Origin of the sequence: Apibacter sp. ESL0404, from assembly GCF_019469245.1 — a bacterium.
Lineage (GTDB): Bacteria > Bacteroidota > Bacteroidia > Flavobacteriales > Weeksellaceae > Apibacter.
On sequence record NZ_CP048267.1, the window covers coordinates 451,816 to 474,850 of the forward strand.

Annotated in this window: 18 protein-coding genes; 11 read left to right on the top strand and 7 right to left on the bottom strand. The window is 33.0% G+C overall.

The features are described from left to right. Nucleotides 1–29: 29 nt before the first annotated feature. The 6 genes from GYM72_RS01880 (at nucleotide 30) to GYM72_RS01905 (ending at nucleotide 8,672) form a co-directional block, all read left to right on the top strand. Nucleotides 30–1,337 carry an anaerobic C4-dicarboxylate transporter family protein gene (locus GYM72_RS01880; protein ID WP_160542829.1) on the top strand — a complete coding sequence of 436 codons (1,308 nt, stop codon included), beginning with the start codon at nucleotides 30–32 and terminating at the stop codon, nucleotides 1,335–1,337. Nucleotides 1,338–1,378: 41 nt separating this feature from the next. After that, nucleotides 1,379–2,779, top strand: coding sequence for an aspartate ammonia-lyase (aspA, locus tag GYM72_RS01885; protein ID WP_160542663.1), 1,401 nt, complete (start codon nucleotides 1,379–1,381; stop codon nucleotides 2,777–2,779). A gap of 267 nt (nucleotides 2,780–3,046) precedes the next feature. Continuing rightward, nucleotides 3,047–4,750 (top strand): aspartate-alanine antiporter, encoded by a 1,704-nt coding sequence (gene aspT, locus GYM72_RS01890; protein WP_220264513.1) that lies wholly within the window; start codon nucleotides 3,047–3,049, stop codon nucleotides 4,748–4,750. Nucleotides 4,751–4,797: 47 nt separating this feature from the next. Beyond that, nucleotides 4,798–6,438: an aspartate 4-decarboxylase gene (gene aspD / locus GYM72_RS01895; RefSeq protein ID WP_160542661.1), complete on the top strand. Its 1,641-nt coding sequence runs from the start codon at nucleotides 4,798–4,800 to the stop codon at nucleotides 6,436–6,438. 29 nt (nucleotides 6,439–6,467) lie between these two features. Next, the gene (locus GYM72_RS01900) at nucleotides 6,468–7,529 is read left to right on the top strand and encodes a type II asparaginase (RefSeq protein WP_220264514.1); all 1,062 of its coding nucleotides are present in this window, start codon (nucleotides 6,468–6,470) and stop codon (nucleotides 7,527–7,529) included. Between the two features lie 6 nt (nucleotides 7,530–7,535). Then, on the top strand, nucleotides 7,536–8,672 hold the full coding sequence (locus GYM72_RS01905; protein WP_160566610.1) for a porin: 1,137 nt from the start codon (nucleotides 7,536–7,538) through the stop codon (nucleotides 8,670–8,672). Nucleotides 8,673–8,821: 149 nt separating this feature from the next. Here the strand turns inward: GYM72_RS01905 and GYM72_RS01910 are convergent, their stop codons facing one another. Beyond that, complete coding sequence (locus GYM72_RS01910; RefSeq protein ID WP_220264515.1) at nucleotides 8,822–9,817, bottom strand: AMP-binding protein; 996 nt, start codon at nucleotides 9,815–9,817, stop codon at nucleotides 8,822–8,824. Between the two features lie 83 nt (nucleotides 9,818–9,900). Beyond that, nucleotides 9,901–10,908, bottom strand: a complete 1,008-nt coding sequence (locus tag GYM72_RS01915) for an o-succinylbenzoate synthase (protein ID WP_220264933.1) — start codon at nucleotides 10,906–10,908, stop codon at nucleotides 9,901–9,903. Between the two features lie 101 nt (nucleotides 10,909–11,009). Between GYM72_RS01915 and GYM72_RS01920 the strand changes: the two genes are divergently transcribed. Continuing rightward, nucleotides 11,010–12,137 carry an endonuclease gene (locus tag GYM72_RS01920; RefSeq protein ID WP_220264516.1) on the top strand — a complete coding sequence of 376 codons (1,128 nt, stop codon included), beginning with the start codon at nucleotides 11,010–11,012 and terminating at the stop codon, nucleotides 12,135–12,137. 84 nt (nucleotides 12,138–12,221) lie between these two features. Here the strand turns inward: GYM72_RS01920 and GYM72_RS01925 are convergent, their stop codons facing one another. The 3 genes from GYM72_RS01925 to GYM72_RS01935 are packed head-to-tail and all read right to left on the bottom strand — an operon-like array spanning nucleotide 12,222 to nucleotide 14,949. After that, nucleotides 12,222–12,809, bottom strand: coding sequence for an LUD domain-containing protein (locus GYM72_RS01925; RefSeq protein WP_255571533.1), 588 nt, complete (start codon nucleotides 12,807–12,809; stop codon nucleotides 12,222–12,224). Further along, on the bottom strand, nucleotides 12,796–14,193 hold the full coding sequence (locus GYM72_RS01930) for a lactate utilization protein B (RefSeq protein WP_220264517.1): 1,398 nt from the start codon (nucleotides 14,191–14,193) through the stop codon (nucleotides 12,796–12,798). Before GYM72_RS01930 ends, GYM72_RS01925 begins: the two co-directional genes overlap by 14 nt. A gap of 9 nt (nucleotides 14,194–14,202) precedes the next feature. Then, nucleotides 14,203–14,949: a (Fe-S)-binding protein gene (locus GYM72_RS01935; protein WP_220264518.1), complete on the bottom strand. Its 747-nt coding sequence runs from the start codon at nucleotides 14,947–14,949 to the stop codon at nucleotides 14,203–14,205. Between the two features lie 215 nt (nucleotides 14,950–15,164). On the opposite strand from GYM72_RS01935, the gene tilS reads away from it, so the two are divergent. After that, entirely contained in the window at nucleotides 15,165–16,454 is a 1,290-nt protein-coding gene (gene tilS / locus GYM72_RS01940; RefSeq protein ID WP_220264519.1) for a tRNA lysidine(34) synthetase TilS, read from the top strand. A 99-nt stretch (nucleotides 16,455–16,553) separates the two neighbouring features. After that, nucleotides 16,554–17,870: a YihY/virulence factor BrkB family protein gene (locus tag GYM72_RS01945; protein WP_220264520.1), complete on the top strand. Its 1,317-nt coding sequence runs from the start codon at nucleotides 16,554–16,556 to the stop codon at nucleotides 17,868–17,870. 123 nt (nucleotides 17,871–17,993) lie between these two features. Here the strand turns inward: GYM72_RS01945 and GYM72_RS01950 are convergent, their stop codons facing one another. Next, the gene (locus GYM72_RS01950; protein WP_220264521.1) at nucleotides 17,994–19,400 is read right to left on the bottom strand and encodes a hypothetical protein; all 1,407 of its coding nucleotides are present in this window, start codon (nucleotides 19,398–19,400) and stop codon (nucleotides 17,994–17,996) included. A gap of 49 nt (nucleotides 19,401–19,449) precedes the next feature. Further along, nucleotides 19,450–20,052: an outer membrane beta-barrel protein gene (locus GYM72_RS01955; RefSeq protein ID WP_220264522.1), complete on the bottom strand. Its 603-nt coding sequence runs from the start codon at nucleotides 20,050–20,052 to the stop codon at nucleotides 19,450–19,452. A gap of 84 nt (nucleotides 20,053–20,136) precedes the next feature. On the opposite strand from GYM72_RS01955, the gene GYM72_RS01960 reads away from it, so the two are divergent. Both GYM72_RS01960 and GYM72_RS01965 read left to right on the top strand, forming a co-directional pair. After that, nucleotides 20,137–20,829, top strand: a complete 693-nt coding sequence (locus GYM72_RS01960; RefSeq protein WP_166005565.1) for a metal-dependent hydrolase — start codon at nucleotides 20,137–20,139, stop codon at nucleotides 20,827–20,829. 80 nt (nucleotides 20,830–20,909) lie between these two features. Then, nucleotides 20,910–22,946: a M3 family metallopeptidase gene (locus tag GYM72_RS01965; protein ID WP_220264523.1), complete on the top strand. Its 2,037-nt coding sequence runs from the start codon at nucleotides 20,910–20,912 to the stop codon at nucleotides 22,944–22,946. The last annotated feature ends 89 nt before the right edge of the window (nucleotides 22,947–23,035 follow it).

Below are 23,035 nucleotides of genomic sequence, written 5' to 3' on the forward strand. Positions count from 1 at the left end.
AAATTAATTTTTAGATGAGTAACACTTTAATGATTTTGCTGGAATTTATGGTTGTAATGGCAGCCATATTTATCGGGGCGAGAAAAGGAGGTTTAGGATTAGGTATTTTCGGAGGTCTGGGATTGGCTGTTTTAGTTTTTGTTTTTAAGCTGAAGCCACAAAATCCGCCCATAGATGTCATGTTAATGATAGTTGCCGTAATTACGGCAGCAAGTACATTACAAGCATCCGGGGGTATAGACTATATGGTAAATATCGCTGAAAAGCTTTTAAGAGCTTATCCTCCTGCCATTACCATAGTAGCCCCTATTGTTTCTTATATTTTTACGATGATTGCAGGTACCGGACACATAGCCTATGCACTGTTGCCTATAATATCAGAAGTAGCCACCGATGCAAAGGTGAGGCCTGAAAGACCGTTAAGCATTTCGGTTATCGCGTCACAACAAGCCATAACCGCAAGTCCCATTTCAGCAGCTACGGCAGCTTTACTTAGCGTAATTATGGTAAAAAACCCGGAATTAAGACTTACGGATATTTTAATGATATCAGTCCCATCCACTCTAATTGGAGTCATAGTTGCTGCAATTGTACAAATGTTTATAGGAGTTGATTTAGAAAAAGATCCTGAATATCAAAAAAGAATAAACGAAGGCTTATTAGAAATAAAAGAAAAAAGCAGCAAAAACAAAGTAAGTTTTGGAGCAAAACTATCTGTGATCATCTTTTTGGTTAGTGTTGTAGGTATAGTGGTATTTGGTTCCATAGACGGAATGAAGCCCACTTTTAATGGGGTACCAATGGCTATGCCTCATATCATTGAAATACTAATGTTGGCAGCAGCAGGATGTATCTTACTATTCACTAAAACCAATGTAGAAAAAATAGCAACCGGTTCCATTTTCTCTGCAGGAATGCAAGCAGTAATAGCTATTTTTGGTATAGCCTGGATGGGTGATACTTTTTTTGGAGGAAATTTAGATTTCTTCAAAGGATTGTTAACCACTATGGTTACAGAATATCCGTGGACCTTTGCAATAGCCTTATTTATTATGTCCATCATGCTGTTTAGTCAAGCAGCAACCGTACGAGCGCTTATGCCGTTAGGGGTTTCCCTGGGCATACCTATCCCTAGTTTGATAGCTATGTTTCCGGCAGTAAACGGATATTTCTTTATTCCAAATTATCCAACCATAATAGCTGCAATAAACTTTGATCGTACCGGTACTACTCGTATAGGAAAATACGTGGTCAATCACTCTTTCCAATTACCGGGATTTATCGCAACCATTGTAGCCGTAAGTGTAGGTTTTGGTTTAGCATATTTACTATTTTAAAAATAAAAAACAACCGTAAAAAAATTAATAAATAAAAAATTATGTACAGAGTCGAAAACGATTTGATAGGAGATTTAGAAGTTCCTGAAAATGCATATTATGGAATTCAAACTCAAAGGGCTGTAAACAATTTTCATATAACAGGTATAAAATTATCTAATTATCCGGAATTAATTAAAGCATTAGCTTATGTAAAATGGGCGGCAGCAGAGACTAATTGTGAATTAGGAGTGTTAGATGAAAATATCAAAAATGCAATTGTAAAAGCATGTCAGGAAATTATAACCGGTAAATACGACAAAGAATTTCCAAGTGATGTAATTCAAGGAGGAGCAGGAACTTCAACCAACATGAACATAAATGAAGTGGTAGCCAATATTGCATTAGAAATAATGGGACATAAAAAAGGAGAATACCAATACTGTTCCCCTCACGATCACGTAAACCTTTCCCAATCTACTAATGATGCCTATCCAACTTCTATAAAATTAGCAGCAATTAATTCTAACATGATCTTAATTGATCATTTAAAACAATTAATTGAATCTTTCCGCAACAAAGGGAAAGAATTTATGCATGTTTTAAAAATGGGAAGAACCCAATTGCAAGATGCAGTGCCTATGACTTTAGGGCAAGAATTTGAAGCTTTTGCAGAAACATTAAGCGAAGATGTGGAAAGGTTGACCCAAAATTCTAATTTATTTTTAGAAATCAATATGGGGGCTACAGCCATCGGAACCGGATTAAATGCAATCCCTGGATATGCTGAATTATGTGCTAAAAAATTAGCGGAAATAACAAAATTACCGTTTATATCTGCGAAAAATTTAGTTGAAGCAACCCCGGATACCGGATCATATGTTATTTACTCATCAGCTTTGAAAAGAGTAGCCATCAAGCTTTCAAAAATTTGTAACGATTTACGTCTATTATCATCCGGGCCTCGTTGTGGATTGAATGAAATCAATCTACCGGCTATGCAACCGGGATCTTCCATTATGCCGGGAAAAGTTAATCCCGTTATTCCGGAAGCAATGAACCAAACATGCTTTAAAGTTATTGGAAATGATTTAACAGTAACTATGGCGGCAGAATCCGGGCAACTCCAATTAAATGTAATGGAACCTGTAATCGCATACAGCTTGTTAGAATCAGTTCATATCTTAATGAATGCAATGGATTGTTTACGGGTAAATTGTATCGACGGTATAACAGCTAATGAACAACATTGCAAAGATATGGTATTAAACAGTATAGGAATTGTTACAGCATTAAATCCCTATATAGGATACAAAAACAGCACTAAGATAGCTAAAGAAGCCTTAGAGAAAAATTTAAGTGTTTATGACTTAGTGCTCGAAAATAAGCTTTTATCAAAAGAAAAATTAGATGAAATATTGAACCCGCAAAATATGCTGGGGCCTCATAAGTATAAAGACTAATATAACCTTGAAAAGCAATTGAGAAATCAATTGCTTTTTCTTTTTTAGTTATATATACTATCAAGAAATTCATTGAAATATCGAACATAATATAAATTTTTTAAGGGGGAACTTTTTAGACATTAATAGGAATAGTGAAAAAATATAAGTTCATTTTGTTGGCATATTAATTGTATTTTATATAGAGTTATTTTATGGGATAAAAAATATTATTTTCTTTTTTTATCTCTAATTAACCTAAAAAATATTTATTAAAAAACAAGATATATGGAATGGATTTTAAAAACTATTCAAGGTTCTCCTGAATTAGCTATTTTTCTCACCTTAGCATTAGGTTTTGCAATCGGACAAATAAAAATTAAAGGATTTAGTTTAGGCGCCGTTACGGGCGTTCTTTTAATGGGAGTATTAATCGGACAGCTGGGTATTTCCATTTCGCCTACCGTAAAATCAGCATTTTTTCTCATATTTTTATTTGCCGTTGGATATAGTGTGGGTCCTCAATTTGTGCACGGATTAAAAAAAGAAGGATTGCCGCAAATTGCATTTGCAGCCTTAGTATGTGTATCTTGTTTATTAGTGGGATGGGTTGCCGCAATTATTGCAGGTTTTGATGTAGGAAATGCAGCAGGATTATTAGCCGGAGCTAATACCATATCAGCAGTAATTGGAGTGGCATCCGATACGATAAATCAGTTAAGTATAGACTCTTCTCAAAAACAACAATTAATAAATCACATTCCCGTTGCGTATGCAGTAACTTATATATTTGGAACAGCAGGAACAGCATGGTTTTTATCATCCATTGGACCTAAACTTTTAGGAAAAGATGTTATAGGGCAAACCAAAAAATATGAAGAATCATTAGGAGGAGAAATACAAGATGATGATTCAAGTTTAGAATATGCTTACGATGGAGCAACTTTTAGAGTAATTGAAGCAGGAAGTTCATTTTTTAATCAAAAACGCTCCGTTCAAGAGGTTGAAAATTTACTAGTAAACAAAGGATGGCCCGTTTATGTTGAACAAATTCGTTCAGCTTCCAACAGTGAAATTATTTCAAATCCCACTCCCGATACTACTATCAATAGAGGAGATCGAATGGTTTTAAATGGCCCGTTAGATACCATTTTATCCGATGAAAATCTGGTTGGTAAAGAAGTTGCAGATTTGGAATTATTGGATTTTAAGGTAGAAAGTTTAAAGGTAATGGTTGCCAATAACGAAATAATCGGAAAATGTTTACATACCTTAAAATACAATAAAAACAGACACGGAGTAATAATATTAAAAATACATAGAGGAAAAACAACAATTCCTTTATTAAAAAATGTAACCATCCAACGAGGAGACATTGTGGAAATAGAAGGCAGGAAAACAGACGTAGATAAATTTGCTTCCTACTTAGGTTATCCGGAAAGACCCACTAATGTTACTGATATTCTATATATAGGATTGGGTATTTTTTTAGGAGGATTATTAGGTTCATTATCAATCCGTACCGGAAATATTCCCTTAAGTTTAAGTGCCAGTGGAGGAGTTTTAATTATGGGAATTATATTCGGATGGTTACGATCCTTGCGACCTACTTTTGGATACATTCCTTCGCCCTCAGTTTGGTTGATGAATAATTTGGGTTTAAATATGTTTATTGCCGTAGTGGGAATAAATGCAGGACCCGATTTTATTTCAGGATTGAAAACGGCCGGAGTAAGCTTATTTATTGCAGGAATATTTGTTAGTATCGTGCCCATGTTCATTGGTATATTATTGGGAAGATATGTATTTAAATTCAATCCTGCCATTACCTTAGGGGCTTGTGCAGGAGCCCGAACTACAACCGCTGCATTGGGAGCCTTGGAAGATACATTACAAAGTAAAGTTCCGGCCCTGTCTTATACCACTACTTATGCCGTTGGTAATACGCTACTTATTATATGGGGAGTAGTAATTGTTTTGTTAATGAGCTAGCCATTGAACACGTAAAAATTAGTAAAACAAGAAAAAAGTAAATAACAATGGATATTTCTAAACTAAAAACCTCTCGTCGTAAAGAGCAGCAATTAGAACAACTAAGCCCTTTTGAGTTAAAAAATGATTTGATTAAATTAGCCTCAGATCAACAAACCAAACCCACCAGAACCATGTTAAATGCAGGTCGCGGAAATCCCAATTGGATAGCAACAGTTCCTCGAGAAGCATTTTTTACCTTAGGAAGGTTCGGAATAGAAGAATGTAAAAGAACCTTAAATAAACCCGAAGGATTGGCGGGGATACCGGAAAAAAAAGGAATAGGTAAAAGATTTGAAGCATTTTTGGAAAAAAATAAAGACCAACCCGGTATTGAACATTTAAAAAATACCTACAAATACGGTATAGAAAAACATAAATACGATCGCGACAGTTGGGCACACGAATTAGCGGAAGGAATTATCGGAGATCAATATCCAAGTCCGGTAAGGATGTTAAAACACATAGAACCCATAGTTCACGATTACCTCATTCAAGAAATGTGCGGGAATAATCCGCAAAGAAGTGGTAAATATGATATTTTTGCCGTGGAAGGAGGAACGGCTGCCATGTGTTATATTTTTGATTCTTTGATGGAAAACTATTTATTAAGAAAAGGAGATCATATTGCTTTAGGGGTTCCTGTTTTTACTCCTTACTTAGAAATACCTGAATTAAAAAGATATGATTTTAAGGTAACTTACGTGCATGGTACAGGAAAAAATAGCGACGGAACTTCAAACTATCAATATCCGGATGAAGAATTAGATAAATTAGGAGACAAAACCATCAAAGCCTTTTTCATTGTTAACCCAAGTAATCCCACTTCAGTAGAAATTTGCGATAAGAGTAGAAAATATCTCATAAAAGTAGTTAAAAACCTCAATCCAAATTTAATGATATTGACGGATGACGTTTACGGTACTTTTGTTCCCAAATTTAGCTCATTAATGAACGAATTACCACAAAATACACTTTGTGTTTATTCATTTTCAAAATATTTCGGAGCTACAGGATGGCGTTTAGGGGCTATTGCTTTATATGAAGATAACATTTATGATAAAATGCTAAAAGCAATACCTGAAAAAGAAAAAGCTAAAACTGCAAAATTATATTCCAGTTTGACTTTATATCCTGAAAAACTGAAATTTATTGACCGATTAGTAGCAGACAGTCGTCAAGTTGCATTGAATCATACTGCAGGATTATCCTTACCTCAACAAATACAAATGATGTTGTTTGCATCGTTTGCATTATTGGATAAGCAAAATCACTATAAAAAAGTATGTACAGATTTAGTAAAACATAGATTTAATCTACTTTGGGAAGGAATGAATATACCTATCAAACCCGATCCTGAAAGAGCATCTTACTATTGTGAAATAGATATTCATGAATGGGCATCTAAAAATTACGATAAAGATTTTGTTACTTTCTTGGAAAAGAATTTTGAACCCGTAGATATACTTTTCAGATTAGCCGAAAAATCTTCCATAGTATTATTAAATGGAGGAGGTTTTGCCGGTCCGGAATGGTCAGTAAGAGTATCATTAGCAAATTTAGATGACGATGATTATAAAACTATAGGAAAAAAGCTTTCAGAAACAATGTACGAATACGTAGAAGCATGGAAAAATTCAAAAAAATAAATTCAAATATTAATTATAATTATTTAACTATGAAAACAAAAAGTTTAAAAAATTTGTTCAGTTTGTTTGTATTGTTTATTTTTATGGCGGTTAACGCACAGTATAAACCAACTATTTACATTTTAGCAACAGGAGGAACCATCGCAGGACAAGGGTCATCCTCTGTAACTCAGGCATATACAGCTGGTTCTATTACAGTAGATGAACTTTTAAAAGCAGTTCCTTCCATTAAAGACATTGCTAACATTAAAGCAGAGCAAGTAGCAAATATCGGAAGTCAGGACATGAATGACGATGTTTGGCTAAAATTATCGAAAAGAGTTAATGAATTGCTTAAACAAAAAGATGTAGACGGAATTGTAATTACCCACGGTACCGATACACAAGAAGAAACAGCATATTTTCTTAACTTAACCGTAAAAAGCAACAAGCCTTTAGTATTAGTAGGTTCCATGCGTCCATCTACTGCCATTAGTGCAGACGGTCCTAGAAATATTTACAATGCAGTTGCATGTGCTGGATCGCCGGAATCTTTAGGTAAAGGAGTAATGGTAGTAATGGATGATAAAATTATAGGGGCTGATGATATTACCAAAACGCATACTCTTTCTGTAGGAACTTTTGAAGATCCAAATTACGGGAATTTGGGAATCGTATATAACGGTAAACCCATTTATACCCGGGAATCTGTAAAAAGACATACAATAAATTCAGAATTTGACATAACTAACATAACTAAACTGCCTAGAGTTGAAGTAATTTTAAGTTATTCCAACGCTAAGTCATTATTTGTAGATGCTGCAGTTAATGCCGGAGTAAGAGGAATAGTTACAGCAGGAGTTGGTAACGGAAACATTACTACCGATCTACAAAATGCACTTGCAAATGCAGTAAAGAGAGGGATTGCAGTAGTTCGTTCCTCCCGAATTTCAATGGGACCAACTGCTCAATATGATGAAGTAGATGACGATAAATATGGATTTACAGCATCTTGGTACTTAAATCCGTATAAATCCAGAGTATTGTTGATGCTTGCTTTAACCAAAACAAATAATTATAAGGAAATACAAAGAATGTTTACAGAATATTAAAAATTTATGAAGAAATTAAGTATTACGAAAAAAATTCTCATAGCGGCTAATTGTTTATTTTGTTTGTCCATGTTCGGACAGCAAACCAATCCAAGTACAGGAGAAAACACTGTCAATGAACCATCTTTCAAATCCGTTCTGGATAAGTTATTGAAAGATGACAAAATGTTAAACATTATGTTTGATACTCGTGTGGATTATCAAGCTACTTTTAAAGGAAGTAAAACGGATCAAAGCAGTTTCAGAGGAAATACTGTAAAAGTATGGTTTGAAGGTGAAATAATTCCGGGGTTTCGTTACAGGGTACGTCATAGACTAAATACCCCTCAAAACGCATTGTACAGAGATAACTATTCATCAGCAACCGATCAAGCATATTTCGAAATTGATGCAGGAAAAAATTTAACATTCCGTGTAGGTAAACAAGCAGTACAATTCGGTACTTTTGAATTTGACTATAATGCTGCTGATGTTTACTTATATACTATGACCTATAATGACCTGGATGCGTATAAAACGGGGGTAAATTTAGCTTATAGAGTAGCAGGACAAACCTTAAATTTTGAAGTGGTAAACTCGGATGCTCCTCAATTTGCTACCGATAAATATAAAAATAAATCGTTAGCAGGTTTATTCTTATGGGAAGGTAGTCTTTTCAACAATGTATTTAGAACTCGATATGGATACGGGGCCTTTCAACATGATGCGAGCAAATATTATAACTGGATAACCATTGGTAACCAAATCAATCTTAAAAAATTTACAGCTGAATTAGATTGGTATATGGGAGATCGTGATATGGATTACGGGGATGTCGTTCAAAATGAAGATTTAGGATTAAGACATGTTAGAGACAATTCTGTTTCAGTTAATTTTAAATACGATTTAGGAAAGATAAAACCTTTAATTAAAGGAGTATGGAATAAAAGAAGAGATCAAATAAATTCTTCTTCCTATATTAATGGAGGTGTACAAGCAGCAGTTGAATATTATCCATTTACAGATCCGGCTATTAAAGACCTTAGATTCCACCTTATGTATGCATATAACAGAACCAATTTTAACGGAATATATAACGGTTTAGATGGAATTAATGGAAATCAAATTATTGCAGGTATGCGTTGGTTCTTGAAAATCAAATAGAAATTGTACGATTATACTCAAATATTTTGACAAAAAAGCCTTATAATTTATTTATAAGGCTTTTTTTATACCTTAATTTTTTAAATGTAAAATTTAAACTTAATAGAAGTAAAAAATCATTTTAAAAACAATCGAAATAAAAATAGAGCTTATATTTTTCGGATGATTTTTCCGGTAGGAGTTTTAGCGAAGCTTTCTACATAAATAAACTCTTTAGGTTTTTCATATTTATTTTCAAAGTTGAAATCTAGAATTTGTTTTTCCAAATTGAGATCTTTTTTTCCGGCTATAATAATCACTACTTTATTACCTAGTAAAGGATCTTGTACGGATGAAATGATAAAATCAGTTTGAATAATAGATTTCAGTTGTTTTTCGACTTGTTCAGGAAAAATTTTAATTCCTCCGGAATTAATTACATGGTCCATTCTTCCTTTCCATTCAAATTCATTGTCAGAAATGAGCGAAACCAGATCATTAGTTACAATTTCTTCATCCAAAAATGGAGGAAGAATACACAAACATCCTCTTTCATCCACACGAATTTTAGTGTTGGGCATAACTTTAAAAGCCGAATTTACCGAATGACCCGATATTTTTTTAAGTGCAATATGAGATATCGTTTCCGTCATTCCAAAAGATTCATATATATCGGTAGTTTGTTTTTTTAATTCGGATACCAATTGAGCGGAAGGCTGAGCGCCTCCTACAATCAACTTTTTTATAAGGTAAAGCTTATCCAATGAATTTTCAACTTGCATAGGCGTCATTGCAGAAAAGGTAAATTCTCTGTTAACATTCTCAAGGGGATGAGATACGGGCTTAATGCAATAAAGATCTAATTTCCAAACGATAGCTCTTACTAACATCATCTTACCTGCTATATAGGAAGAAGGCATACAAAGGAGAGCGCTGTCATTGGCTTTAAGATTTAAAAAAGTACCCGTCATCTTTGCGCTTTCAGCCATAGCTTTTTTAGTCAGTTCAATATTTTTTGGAGTTCCGGTGGAACCGGATGTCTTTGTGATTATAGTGGGTGAAGCAGAATACCAATCTTTTAAAAAATAAACAATGTCTATTTGCCATTTTTCTTGACAAGGTATTGCATTTACGTCTATAGGTTTTGAAAAATTCAGATGAATCATAAGAAATTTTTTATCTTTATACGATAATGATTACTATCAATGAGATTATATTTCAGAAGTATTTAACGGATACTTTTTTCAATTTATGGATTATAAAATAAATATTCATCCCTTACGGAAAGTTTAGAAGGGAAATTATTAGTATATAAACTTCCTGTACCCAAACCTTGCGGCATATCTTTATGAAATAAAGCAGTCCATTGCGCTATAGCATTTAATCCAATATTGGATTCTAAGGCTGAAGTGATCCACCAATCTATATTTTTAGATTCGGCTATTTCAATCCATTCTTCCGATCCTTTCCATCCACCAATTAAAGAAGGTTTTAAAATTATATATTGAGGTTTTATAATTTCTAACGTTTTTTCTTTTTGATCTTTATAAAACTTACCGATCAATTCTTCGTCCAAAGCAATAGGAGTGGGAGTATATTTGCATAATTCAGCCATTTGATTTTCATTTCCGGCTTTAATAGGCTGTTCAATGGAATGAATGTCAAGTTGAGCCAGTTGCTCTAATACCTTTTTTGCTTCCTCAAAAGAAAATCCGCCATTAGCATCCACTCTCAATTCCAATTGAGAAGCAGAAAATTCTTTCCGTAAGTTTTGTAATATTTTATATTCTTCTTGCCAGTTAACACCAATTTTAAGTTTTATACAACTATAATTTTGTTCGAGTTTTTGTTGGATTTGCTCACGCATAAAGTCCAAGTTTCCCATCCAGATTAATCCGTTGATTTTAATTCCTTGCTTTCCTTCGGTAAATTCAGAAGGAAAAAACATCCCGTCTTTCCTGTTTTCAATTTGAGCAAAAATCTGTTCAATACCGAATTGTATGGAAGGAAATTCTTGACAATTCATTAGCAAAAATTCTTTTCCTTCATTGATATGATCACATACCCATTGCAGTTTAGGCTCATATTCCGTTACGGAATCAGCACTTAAACCCCTAAAAAAACTACATTCGCCAACATATTCCGTATCTGAATTTTGAACTTTTAAAAGATAAGTTAGCTTAGAATTTAATGTTCCGCGAGAAGTTCCTGCCGGACGCTTAAATTGTAATTCGTATGAGGTGAAATTTGCCTTTATCATATAAAAAAATAATTATAATTAGTGAGATATTTATCTTAACTTGAACAAATGTTAAAAACTTTATCAAAGTTATTACCAACGCTAAAATTACAAATAATATGAAGAAAATTTTATTATTTTGGATTGTACTATCCACCTGTTTTTTTTATTCTCAGCAAGCTGAGATACCGTTTATAGAAAGTAAGTCAATACCTCTCAACTATTATGCGGATGCATACGGTACGGGATATGACTTAAAAACACGCTTGAAAGAAATTATCAAACAGGGACATGTACCCATTGGATATAAAGGTTTGTGGAATTTATATAAGTCCATGAGTGCTTTTGGTGATCAATGGTATGAAAACGACGGAACTGTTTTGGATATTTATTCTGAGATACCTAACGGTGCGGATCCCTACAATTATCGGTTTGGTGTAGATCAGTGCGGAAATTATACTAAAGAAGGAGATTGTTATAATAGAGAGCACCTGATACCGCAATCTGTATTTTATAAAAAAAATCCCATGTTGTCTGATGCCTTTCATATTTGGCCTACGGACGGAAAAGTGAATGCCATGAGAAGCGATTATCCGTTTGGTAGAGTAGCTAACAGCAAATGGGTATCCAAAAACGGATCTCAATTGGGTAGCAATGCTAATTCAGGGTATTCTAAAGGGTATAAAGGAGTCGTTTTTGAACCCATTGATGAATTTAAGGGCGATATAGCTCGAGCATTCTTTTATTTTGCAACCCGATATGAAGATGAAATCAGTTCTTTGAGTTTTGATATGTTTAATAGAACAAAAAATCAAGTGTTTACCGATACCTTTAGAAATATATTGCTGACTTGGCATGTGATGGATCCTGTCAGCGATCGAGAAATAGCCATGAATGAAGCTATTTATAGTAAACAAAAAAATCGTAATCCCTATATAGACCATCCCGAGTGGGTGGAAATGGTTTGGGGAAATAATTTAAAAGTGGAAAGTTTCGAATATCAACCCAGAGATTTTTTAGAAATTTATCCTACTCTTTCTTCGGGAACTGTTTATATAAAATCCAACGATTATAAATCCGCAATAAAAAAAGTAATGGTTTTTTCTTTAAACGGAATTTTATTACAAACCATTGTCAATTCCTATAACAGCGATTTATTGACGATCACTATTCAAAAATCAGGTAGTTACATAATAAAAGTAATGGGAAATGATTTTGAAGTAAACAGAAAAGTTATAATCCAATAAAATATGATAGAATTTAAAAGAGGAGAAATTCATTTTCTCCTCTTTTTTTACTTTCACTTGTTTATATTTCGGTAACGTATAAAACTACATAAAAAATACCGATAAGCTTCTGGCTCCTTGTGCTCCTCGAACCATAACAGCCCCTATATCAGCTGTAGCAGAAGGACCTAACATAAAACAACCGTAATTGTTATCATTAAGATTTATTCTTGCATACGCTTCATACATGTCTCTAACTATATCTTGCGGCTTTAACAAAATAATCAAATGTTGAGAAAGAAAACCCAAAGAAGTTACCATCATACCTTTTTCCGTCAACCAGACCATACCGTTTTCTGAAACACCGAATTCCGCACGAATAATTCCAACATCCACATCATCCAATTGATGAGGATCAGTTACTTTGGATAAATCTTTATTTCCAGGAAATTCGATGGCAGAAGAACAAATTACTTTAGCTTGCGGATGTAATTCTTTAATTTTGTTTTCGCCCTCCTCAATGGAATTTATGGTGAAGCAAGTACCGGCATTTAAGATTAAATTTTCCTTAAATTCTTCCTTAATATCTTTTGTGCTTTTGGGAAATGAAGGAATGACAGGATAGGGATATTGTGTTCCTTGAGGCTTATTTTTACGAATAGCTTCTAATATATGTTCTTTAGTACTTATCATTTTTTTCTTTTCTGTTTTTAATATACCAATCTCTAAATGTATTTTTTGCCATGGAAAACATTTTACGTTCTTGAGTCCATGGATTTAAACTGCTGTATATAAGAAAATCGGGCACTATGGGCAGTGCTTTTTCTGCAAAAGCTTCCGTTGTTCTAAATAGATGCGGGTGACCTAAAACAGCACCGGCTGCTTTCAGCGCATATTTTCGATTTGAAGGCATATATCCTTTGTCGACAACCAATTTCCTCCATTTGTAGATTTGATAGGAAATGTCAATTTTTACCGGACAAACATCAGAACAAGAGCCGCATAAAGTGGAATGATACGGAAGCTCTTTATATTTTTCAAGATCGAAAGTCGGGCTTAATATAATTCCTATCGGACCGGAATAGGTTGATTCATAAGATAATCCACCACTTCTTCTGTAAACCGGACAAGTATTCATACATGCGCCGCAACGGATACATTTAAGAGAAGTCCAAAAATCTTCCATGCCTAAACGGGTAGATCTTCCATTATCGGTTATAATAATATGAAGTTCTCCATTTTTCCGAGGTCCGGTGAAATGCGAAGTATATTGGGTTGCCGGAGTTCCTAGTGCACTTCTGGATAAGAGACGTATAAAAATTCCTAAATCTTCCACCTTTGGAATTATTTTTTCAATACCTATACTAGCAATATGAAGAGGAGGTACGGCAGCTCCAATATCCGCATTACCTTCATTAGTGCAGACAACAAAAGTTCCTGTTTCAGCTATGGCGAAATTGGCACCGGTCATTCCTGCTCCTGCTCGTAAAAATTTAGGTCTGGCATTATTCCTCATCGCTTCGTTTAGAGAATGCGGATCCGTATCATTAGGATCAGTGCCTATGGTTTTCGCAAAGAGCTGGGCGATATCTTCCGTGGTTTTTTCAATGGCGGGCATAACAATATGAGCCGGTGGTTGATGAGAAAGCTGCTGTATTCTTTCGCCCAAATCAGATTCGGTAACCTCAATTCCCTTGGATTCTAAAAAGCTTGTCATTTCACACTCTTCTTGAAGCATGGATTTACTTTTTATAATTTCAGTTACTTTTCTTTCTTGTAAGATATTATAAACGATTTCATTATGTTCCTGCGCATCTCTAGCCCAATGAACCACCGCTCCTCTTTTGGAGGCATTTTCTGCAAAAGTAGATACATATTCGTCCAAGTGTGACAAAGTGTGTTCCTTTATTTTAGATGCTAATTCTTTAAGTTCCTCCCATTCCGGTATGGATTGGGCTATTCGATCTCTTTTTATTCGGGCATTCCAAAGGTTTTTATCGTGTTCCTTTTCGTGTATGTTATCTTGATTTATAAAATCAGCAGAATTTTTTTCAATGTTGACAATCTTCTTTTTCATTTTCAAAGTTTAAAATGGACCTCCGTTAAGAACTTGGGCAATATGAAGAAAAGGTAAATGGGTGATGCCATTTTTTAAAGCAACTCCCTTTTGGTGCATTAAGCAAGACATATCGGGAGAAACTACATATTCTGCTCCACTGGTTACGTAATCTGAAATTTTGTCTTTACCCATTTTTCCGCTCACTACTTCATCAGTTACACAAAAAGTGCCTCCAAAACCGCAACATTCGTCCGGTCTGCTCATCTCTGCTATTTCCAGTCCATCAATCATTTTTAATAAATCAGCAGATTTATTATAGGGAGTTCCTATGATTTCCGAAGGTTTGGCAATTCCTAATCCTCGGATGGAGCTGCAACTATTGTGTAGAGCAACTTTATGTTTGAATTCAACACCCGGAAAACTTTTTACTTGTAGGATGTCGTGTAAAAACTCAACCAATTCATAGGTATTTTTTCTCACTTGATTTACCTCATCGGTTTGCTCTAAATTATCAAAATGTAAACGGACTTGCTTTACACAACTTCCGGCAGGACCAACAATGTACTCATAATCCTTAAAATTTTGAATAAATAGTTTTTGTGCAGTTTCTGCACTTTTGTAATCGCCCTCATTGGACATGGGTTGGCCGCAACAAGTTTGCTCCATTGGATATTCTACATCCAAACCCAATTTTTCTAATAATTCCAAAGTTGCTATTCCTACTTCCGGGTAAATAGCATCAATATAACATGGAATAAATAAACCAATTTTCATAATAGATTTTTAATTTTATAGATAATTTTGTTATTTATAATCATTCTAAAGTAAATAAATCTAGGTATTTATATTATTTTAGCATTTTATTGTACAATTTATAGTGATAGCAAAGATTGTGCTTAATGAAAGGTTTTACTCAAAAATTTTTTCAGTTATCTTTGTTAAAAATTAAAATTCTGATATTTACCAATTTTTTCGGATAAATAAAACGTATGAGGTTAACGGATTCATTGAATAACTTACCTGTTGAAAAAAAATATTTATTAGCAGTTAGTGGAGGAGTCGATAGTATGGTATTGTTGCATTTATTTTATAATTCTTCTTACCGTTTTAGTGTAGTTCATTGTAATTTCCGGCTGAGAGGAGAGGATTCAGATTTAGACGAAAAATTAGTGAAGGACTTTTGTGATGATCATGATATTGAGCTTTTCATTAAAAGCTTTGATACCTTAAAAATTAAGAAAAATAGAGAATCTATTGAAATGGTTGCCAGGAACTTAAGGTATGATTACTTTCAAGAATTAATAAAAAAGCACTCTTTTGATTATCTTGTTACAGCACACCATCTTAATGATAATGTAGAAACTTTTTTTATAAATCTATTGAGAGGTTCAGGCATTAAGGGACTATCGGGAATGCAAATGATTGCAAATTATATTGTAAGACCTTTATTGCCTTTTACCCGAAATGAAATCGTTAATTTTGCTTTGAATCATTCAATCACTTGGAGAGAAGATGCTTCCAATCAAACGTTGGATTATTTAAGAAATAAAATTCGTCATCAGATTATTCCTGAATTTCAAGATATTTCATCCGGTTTTTTACATCAAGTAGAAAAAAGTATGAGTATTTTACATGAAACTCAATCTTTTTTAGAATCACAGGTGCAAGAATTACAAAAAAAAGCAGAAGTTTTTACTGAGACAGGGGTGAAGGCTTATTCATTAGATAAACTCCTACAAGCTGATTTTCTTTTGTCTTACCATTTACTTTCCAAATATGGTTTTACTAATAAAAAAGATTGTGAAAATATCTTAAATGCTCATACCGGAAGTTTATTTGAATCACATAAGTATAAAGCTTGGGTGGATAGGGGAACGTTGTTGTTAGCTAATAGAAGTAAAACGGAATTTTCAACTGTTAATTTTTTAATTCCATCGGTTCCGTTGATACTTAAGCAACCGTTTGAATTTACTTGTTGTGAAGTTGATAAAGCTATATTTGAGGAAGGAGAAAGTATTGATTTTGAAAAAGTTGAATTTCCTTTGGTATTAAGAAATTGGAAGGAAGGGGATTATTTTTACCCTATTAATGGATTAGGTAAAAAGAAGGTAAGTAAATTTTTAAAGGATCATAAAGTATCTAATTTTCAAAAAGAGAAAGTATTGGTTTTATGTAATAATTCAGGAGAAATTATTTGGTTGGTAGGGTTTCGTTTAGATGATCGTTTCAAAATATCACCTTCCACTCAAAAATTTCTTCATTTAAATTATAAAGCATAAGAGTTAAGGATAATAAACTTTTATAAAGTAAATTTTTTCTTATTTAAAGCTAGTAGGTATCATGTTTGTATCTTTTAATAATAATTTGAAAAATATCTTATGTATTCTAAGATAAAGGAAAAAATCAAAAATATTATACATTTTTTAACCTATGATATATGGCGGGTAAACGGAAGCGATGGTCCTCATATAAAATCTTTTTTCATCAATATTACCAAAGCTTTTTTATTAACTTTTAGAAATAGTAACGGTTCACAGATCAATACTCGTGCAGCCGCCTTAACGTATAATTCGCTTTTGTCTATAGTGCCTTTATTGGCGGTATTATTTGCTATAGCCCGTGGATTTGGTTTTCAAAATTTAGTAGAAACACAACTGTTTCAATATTTTACGGGCCAGAAAGTAGCTCTTTCCAAGGCTATGCAATTTATAGACGGTTCGATTGATTATGCTCAAGGTGGCGTATTTTTAGGTTTAGGAATAATCATTCTCTTTTACACGGTTATAACTTTATTAGTAAGTATTGAAGATAATTTTAATACTATTTGGAGAATTAAAAAAGGAAGGAAATTTTCTCGACAATTTACGGATTATTTAGCCTTAATTCTTATAGCTCCCTTGTTTTTAATTTGCAATGCCGGATTGTCAATTTTTTTGAACTCAACTACCAATATCAATATCATCGGTATGGTCATTAGTCCGATCATAAAATTTATTCCCTACGTTATAATCATCTTACTTTTTACATTTATATATATTTACATTCCTAATACAAAAGTCAAATTTAGTGCTGCCTTTTTAGCAGGTATAGTGAGCGGGAGTTGTTTCCAAATTTTTCAAATGCTTTATATATCCGGACAATTTTGGATAGCAAAATATAATGCTATTTATGGGAGTTTTGCCGCATTGCCTTTGTTAATGTTGTGGCTGCAATTGAGCTGGTTTATTTGCTTGTTCGGGGTTCAATTATCTTTTTCCTATCAAAATGTAAATAAGTTTAGCTTCGAAAAAGATATTAGCAACATAAGCAGAAGATATAAGGATTTTATACTTTTAATGATCACTACACTCATCATAAAACGATTTGAAGCTGGCGAAAAGCCCTACACGGCAGATGAATTATCTGAAACTTATAAAATACCCACCCGATTAACTAGTGATTCTTTATACTATTTATTACAAGTAGGATTAATTGTAGAAACACTAACAGAAAATGACATGGTGGTTGCTTATATTCCCGGAATCGATATCAATCACATTACGATAAATTATTTTTTCAATAAATTGGATCAATATGGATCTGAAAACTTCAAGATCGATATGGAAGGAGATATTAAAAATATTTGGGATAAGACTTTAGAAATACGAAATATGATTTATAAGCATGAAAGCGGAGTTTTACTTAAAGATATTTAAAAGCTAATCGATAGTTTTATTAAACCTTTTAAATTTTCCTGAAGGTTTCCATGTAAAATTGTTTTGAAAAATAATCCGGCCATTCCATTAATTTATAAATTCTAATTTAAATATAATTTTAAATCATTGATATGCTCCTAAAGCAGGATCGTTAATTCTCGATATACCGTTCATATCTTCAGGAACCTCCTTTGCATAACTTAAATTGCCTTTACCTAAAGCTGGAGATCCTATGTTAAGAAGAAGTAAACAATCCGAATATCCTGTTTTATAAAATTGAGGATCTTTATTAAGAATAGTATTTACAAAATGTTCGTCCGTTTCTATAGATAAATTATTGGAAGTATTTTTAATCAGATTAGTATCAAAAGTGTAATTAAAAGGGGCATGCTCATTTTTATCTAAAAATAAGCTGTTATAATTTTTAACCCAGAAAATACAATTTTTAAAGGAAGCCGTAAGCGAATTGTATTTTGTTTGTCCTGATTTCTGATAAGCATTAGATAAATAGGCAGAGTATCCCGCACCTGCGTTCAAATTCCAATAATTGGCAAAAGTACAATGAGTGAAATCATAGTTTCCACCATATTCTGCTATAAGATCGGAAGTGCCACAATTATTTATGGCAAGGTTCTTACCTTCCACATTTCCTCCTACAGAGTAGATTCCTCCATATAAAAAATTATAAATTTTGGAATTGAAGATGTTCAAATGAGCATTTTCCTCTAAATAAAATGCATTATTACCCCCTTTTATAACTAAGTGGTTAATTTTTGCGGAGGCATTGGTAGCGAGATGAATTTGATTCCAATTACCCGGAAGTGAATCGTATTTGGTTTCGTGTCGATCTCCTCGAATTAATACTTCATGTTCCAAAGAACCGTTTATAGTAAGTTGGCTGCCCGAATCAATAATTATATTTGCATTCTTATGAAGGTATATTTTGGTTCCTTCCGATACGGATAACTTGGCACCATTCGTAATTTTTAAATTTCCATAAATAACTTTGGATTTAGTATTGTTCCAAGCCAGATCTTTTGCTATTTCTTTAGTCCCTGATTTGCAAAAGTAAAATTCTGCATCTTCAATTAAAGAAAGTAACTTAACTTTTTGTGTAGATCCGACGGTGTTAAACAATAAGTCTTCATCTGCTAACGCTTCGGATGCATTAATGGCTTGAGGAGCAACTTCAATAAAAATGAATAAACTATCTTTAGACCGTATAGGTATGTTTTGAAAGCTATTTTGATTGGTTGCATTGCCGGGAGTTCCGTCTACATTAATTTTAAATTGAGAGGACGAGCCTTTTTCAAGATAAATCCTCGGAATTACAACATCATCGTTTTGTTGGTTATAAACTTTAAGTACATAGGTTTCTGATCGAACCGTTGAAAATACAGTATCCAGCATAACCGTATCTTTAGAAAAACGAAGCGGTTTAGAAGCAGAATCATAATTATAATCATCTCTGCATGAAAAAATTGAAAGAGCTAAAAAAGATAAAAATAATAAAAGAGATAATTTTTTCATATCAGTTTAATCATAATAATGGGCACTAAAATAAGAAATACGTTTTGCCTTAAAATTTATATCCGACACTTAATACCAGAGAATTTTGTCTTTTCTCTAATTTAAATGCTTCACCGGTACGCTTCTTTATAAAATTTGTTTGACTTTTATTAAATCCGAATTCATAACGCACATCAAAAGTGAGCTTAGCTAAGTCAAAACCTCCTCCTACTTGACCGGCAAGTGAAAAATCGTCTTTTTTTGTTTTTCTTATTCCTTTTAAGGAAATATCTTCATTTAAAGAAGTGGAAAAAACAGGGCCGGCATACAATCGGGTAACTTCTAAAAATTTAGATCCAAACAAAATAGGGATATCCAATCGGTTGGAATGTGCCGTAAATTCGCCATCGTTCCTATAATCGAAATTAGTTTTCATGGAAGAAAAATAAATCTCGGGTTGGATAAACCATTCCAAAAATTTTATTCGACTAAAAAAACCCGCATGCCATCCGATATTATCTGTGGCTTTACTTTCTTTAATATTAGTTACGGTTTGCTTTAAGGTTCCTTTATAACCGAAAGCCATTCCGGCTTTGGCTCCAAATTCAACTTGTTGTGCATAAGTAACGGTTGAAATAAAAAGTAAAAATAATATCGGAAAGAGTCTTTTCATATATAATGATTTTTGCTTAATTTTTTTCAAAGATAATTATTATTTATTACATTTGAAGAACATTAAATATTAAAGGATAAAGTCATGGAAATTATATATTACGGACATGCATGTTTTGGTTTTAAAACCTCATCATCAACGGTCTTAATTGATCCATTTATTTCAGGGAATGAACTAGCAAAAGATATTGATATAAATGGAATTAAAGCAGATTATATTTTTTTGACTCACGCCCATTATGATCATATTTTGGATGTTGAAACTATTGCTAAAAATAATAATTCCCAAATATTGGCTAATCCGGAAATTACTGCTCACTATCAAAAATTGGGTTTAAATGTGATACCCATGAATATAGGAGGAGTTAAGAAATTTGATTTTGGTAAAATTAAAATGGTATCGGCGTCCCACAGTTCTTCTTTTCCCGATGGTTCCTATGGCGGATTAGCTTGTGGTTTCCTGATGAAAATGGATGGAAAAGTAATTTATGTAGCCGGTGATACTGCCCTTACTACTGACATGAAATTGCTACCATTTATCTATGGATATATTAACGTGGCAATATTACCTATTGGTAATACCTATACGATGGGTGGATATGATGCTGTTATTGCAGCAAAATTTGTTAAAACAAAAAATGCTATAGCGTCTCATTATGATACTTTTCCTGCCATAAAAGTTAATAAGGATAAGATTAAACATTTATTCTTAGCCGAAGAAAAACGGTTAACTTTTTTGTCCATTGGAGAATCAGTGGATATTTGTAAATTTGAATAATTTTAATCACATATAAATTAATTATATAGAATTGTATATAGGGGAAACTTTATTCGATAGTATATACTTACAAAAAAATTATGAGTAATAATTTAGTGGAAAAATTTAATACGCCTTACGAAAGCATCCCTTTCGAAAACATTAAACAAGAAGATTTTAAACCAGCGATTGAACAGGCAATTGAAGATGCTAAGAACGAAATTAACGAAATAGTTCAAAATACAGATCCACCGAATTTTGTAAATACCATAGTAGCTTTAGAAAATGTCGGAAAAAAACTTACCATAATTTCCTCTACTTTTTTTAATTTAAATTCAGCGGAAACTAATGATTATTTGCAAAGTTTAGCGGAGGAAATATCTCCTATGCTAACTGAATATGCAAATGATATCATACTGAATGAACAATTATTTGAAAAAATAAAAATCGTTTACGATACAACTTTAAAATCAAAGTTAAGCCAAGAAGAAGTACGACTTTTAGATAAAACGTATAAGGATTTTTCAAAAAATGGAGCCTTGTTATCCTCGGAGGATAAAAATAATCTCCGACAAATATCTAATGAATTAGCAATTTTATCCGTTAAGTTTGGCCAAAACGTTTTAAAGGAAACCAATGATTACTTTCTTCATATATCTGAAAATAAGGATATGGAAGGAATTCCGGAATCCATTAAAGAAATGGCAAAACAAGAGGCGGAAAATAGAAATTTGAAAGGTTGGGTTTTCACATTACATTATCCCAGCTATGTGCCTTTTATAACGTATTCGGCAAATCGAGAGTTACGCAAGGAAATTTATACTGCTTATATGCAACGAGCATGTAAAGATAATGAGTATAATAATGAAGATATTATTCATAAAATTGTTGAATTACGGAGCAAGAAAGCTAAATTATTAGGTTTTAAAACTTATGCCGATTTGATTTTGCAAGAGAGAATGGCTTCTGCACCTAAACTTGTATATGATTTTTTATATGATTTGTTGCATAAAGCTAAGCCATTTGCTCAAAAAGAAATTCAAGACTTAAAAAATATAGCTTCACGAGACGGAATAACTGAAATGATGCCTTATGATCATGCCTTTTATGCTGAAAAATTAAGACAAGAAAAATTTTCGTTTTCTGAAGAAGAATTAAAACCTTATTTTCCGTTGCATCAGGTTTTGAATGCTGCTTTTAATGTAGCTAAAAAATTATATGGATTAACTTTTATTGAAAGAGAAGATATACAGAAATATCATTCGGAAGTTAAAGTGTATGAAGTCATCAATGATAAAGGAAAACATCAGGCATTGTTATATACCGACTTTTTTCCCAGAGAAGGGAAAAGGGCAGGAGCATGGATGACTTCTTATAAGGGGCAATTTAAAACTTTAAGTGATAATATCAGACCGCATATTTCGATAGTTTGTAATTTTTCACGTCCTAACGGAGAAATACCTTCTTTATTGACATTTAGTGAAGTTACCACGTTATTTCATGAATTTGGCCATGCATTACACGGTATTTTAGCTAATACAACCTTTGAATCATTATCAGGCACGAATGTTTATTGGGACTTTGTTGAACTACCATCTCAATTTATGGAAAACTATGTTTTTGAAAAGGAATTTTTAAAAACTTTTGCCCTTCATTACCAAAAAGGGGATATGCTGGATGAGGAGAAAATTGATAAAATAGTTGCATCTGCTAACTTTATGCAAGGATATCAAACTCTTCGACAAATTGGCTTAGGTCTTTTGGATATGGCCTATCATACCGATGAGTTGACATCAGATCAAGGGATTGAAGATTTTGAAGTAGAAAAGATTAAAGAAACCCAATTGTATCCTCATATCAAAAATACATGTATAAGTACATCTTTTTCACATATATTTCAAGGAGGATATGCTGCAGGTTATTATTCCTATAAATGGGCTGAAGTTTTAGACGCTGATGCTTTTGATTACTTTAAAGAAAGAGGAATTTTTGATAAAGAAACAGCTTCTAAATTTGAAAGTTTATTAAGTAAAGGCGGGACTGAAGACCCTATGGAATTATATATAAGTTTTCGGGGTAGAAGACCTCAATCGGAGGCCTTACTTAAACGTGCCGGTTTACTAGCCAATACCAATTAACTAAAAGAGTTTTTAGATAGTATAATATAATGAATGGTTTGAAATTTCAAACCATTTTTTTATGGTGTTATTTTTAAGTTTAGAGAAAT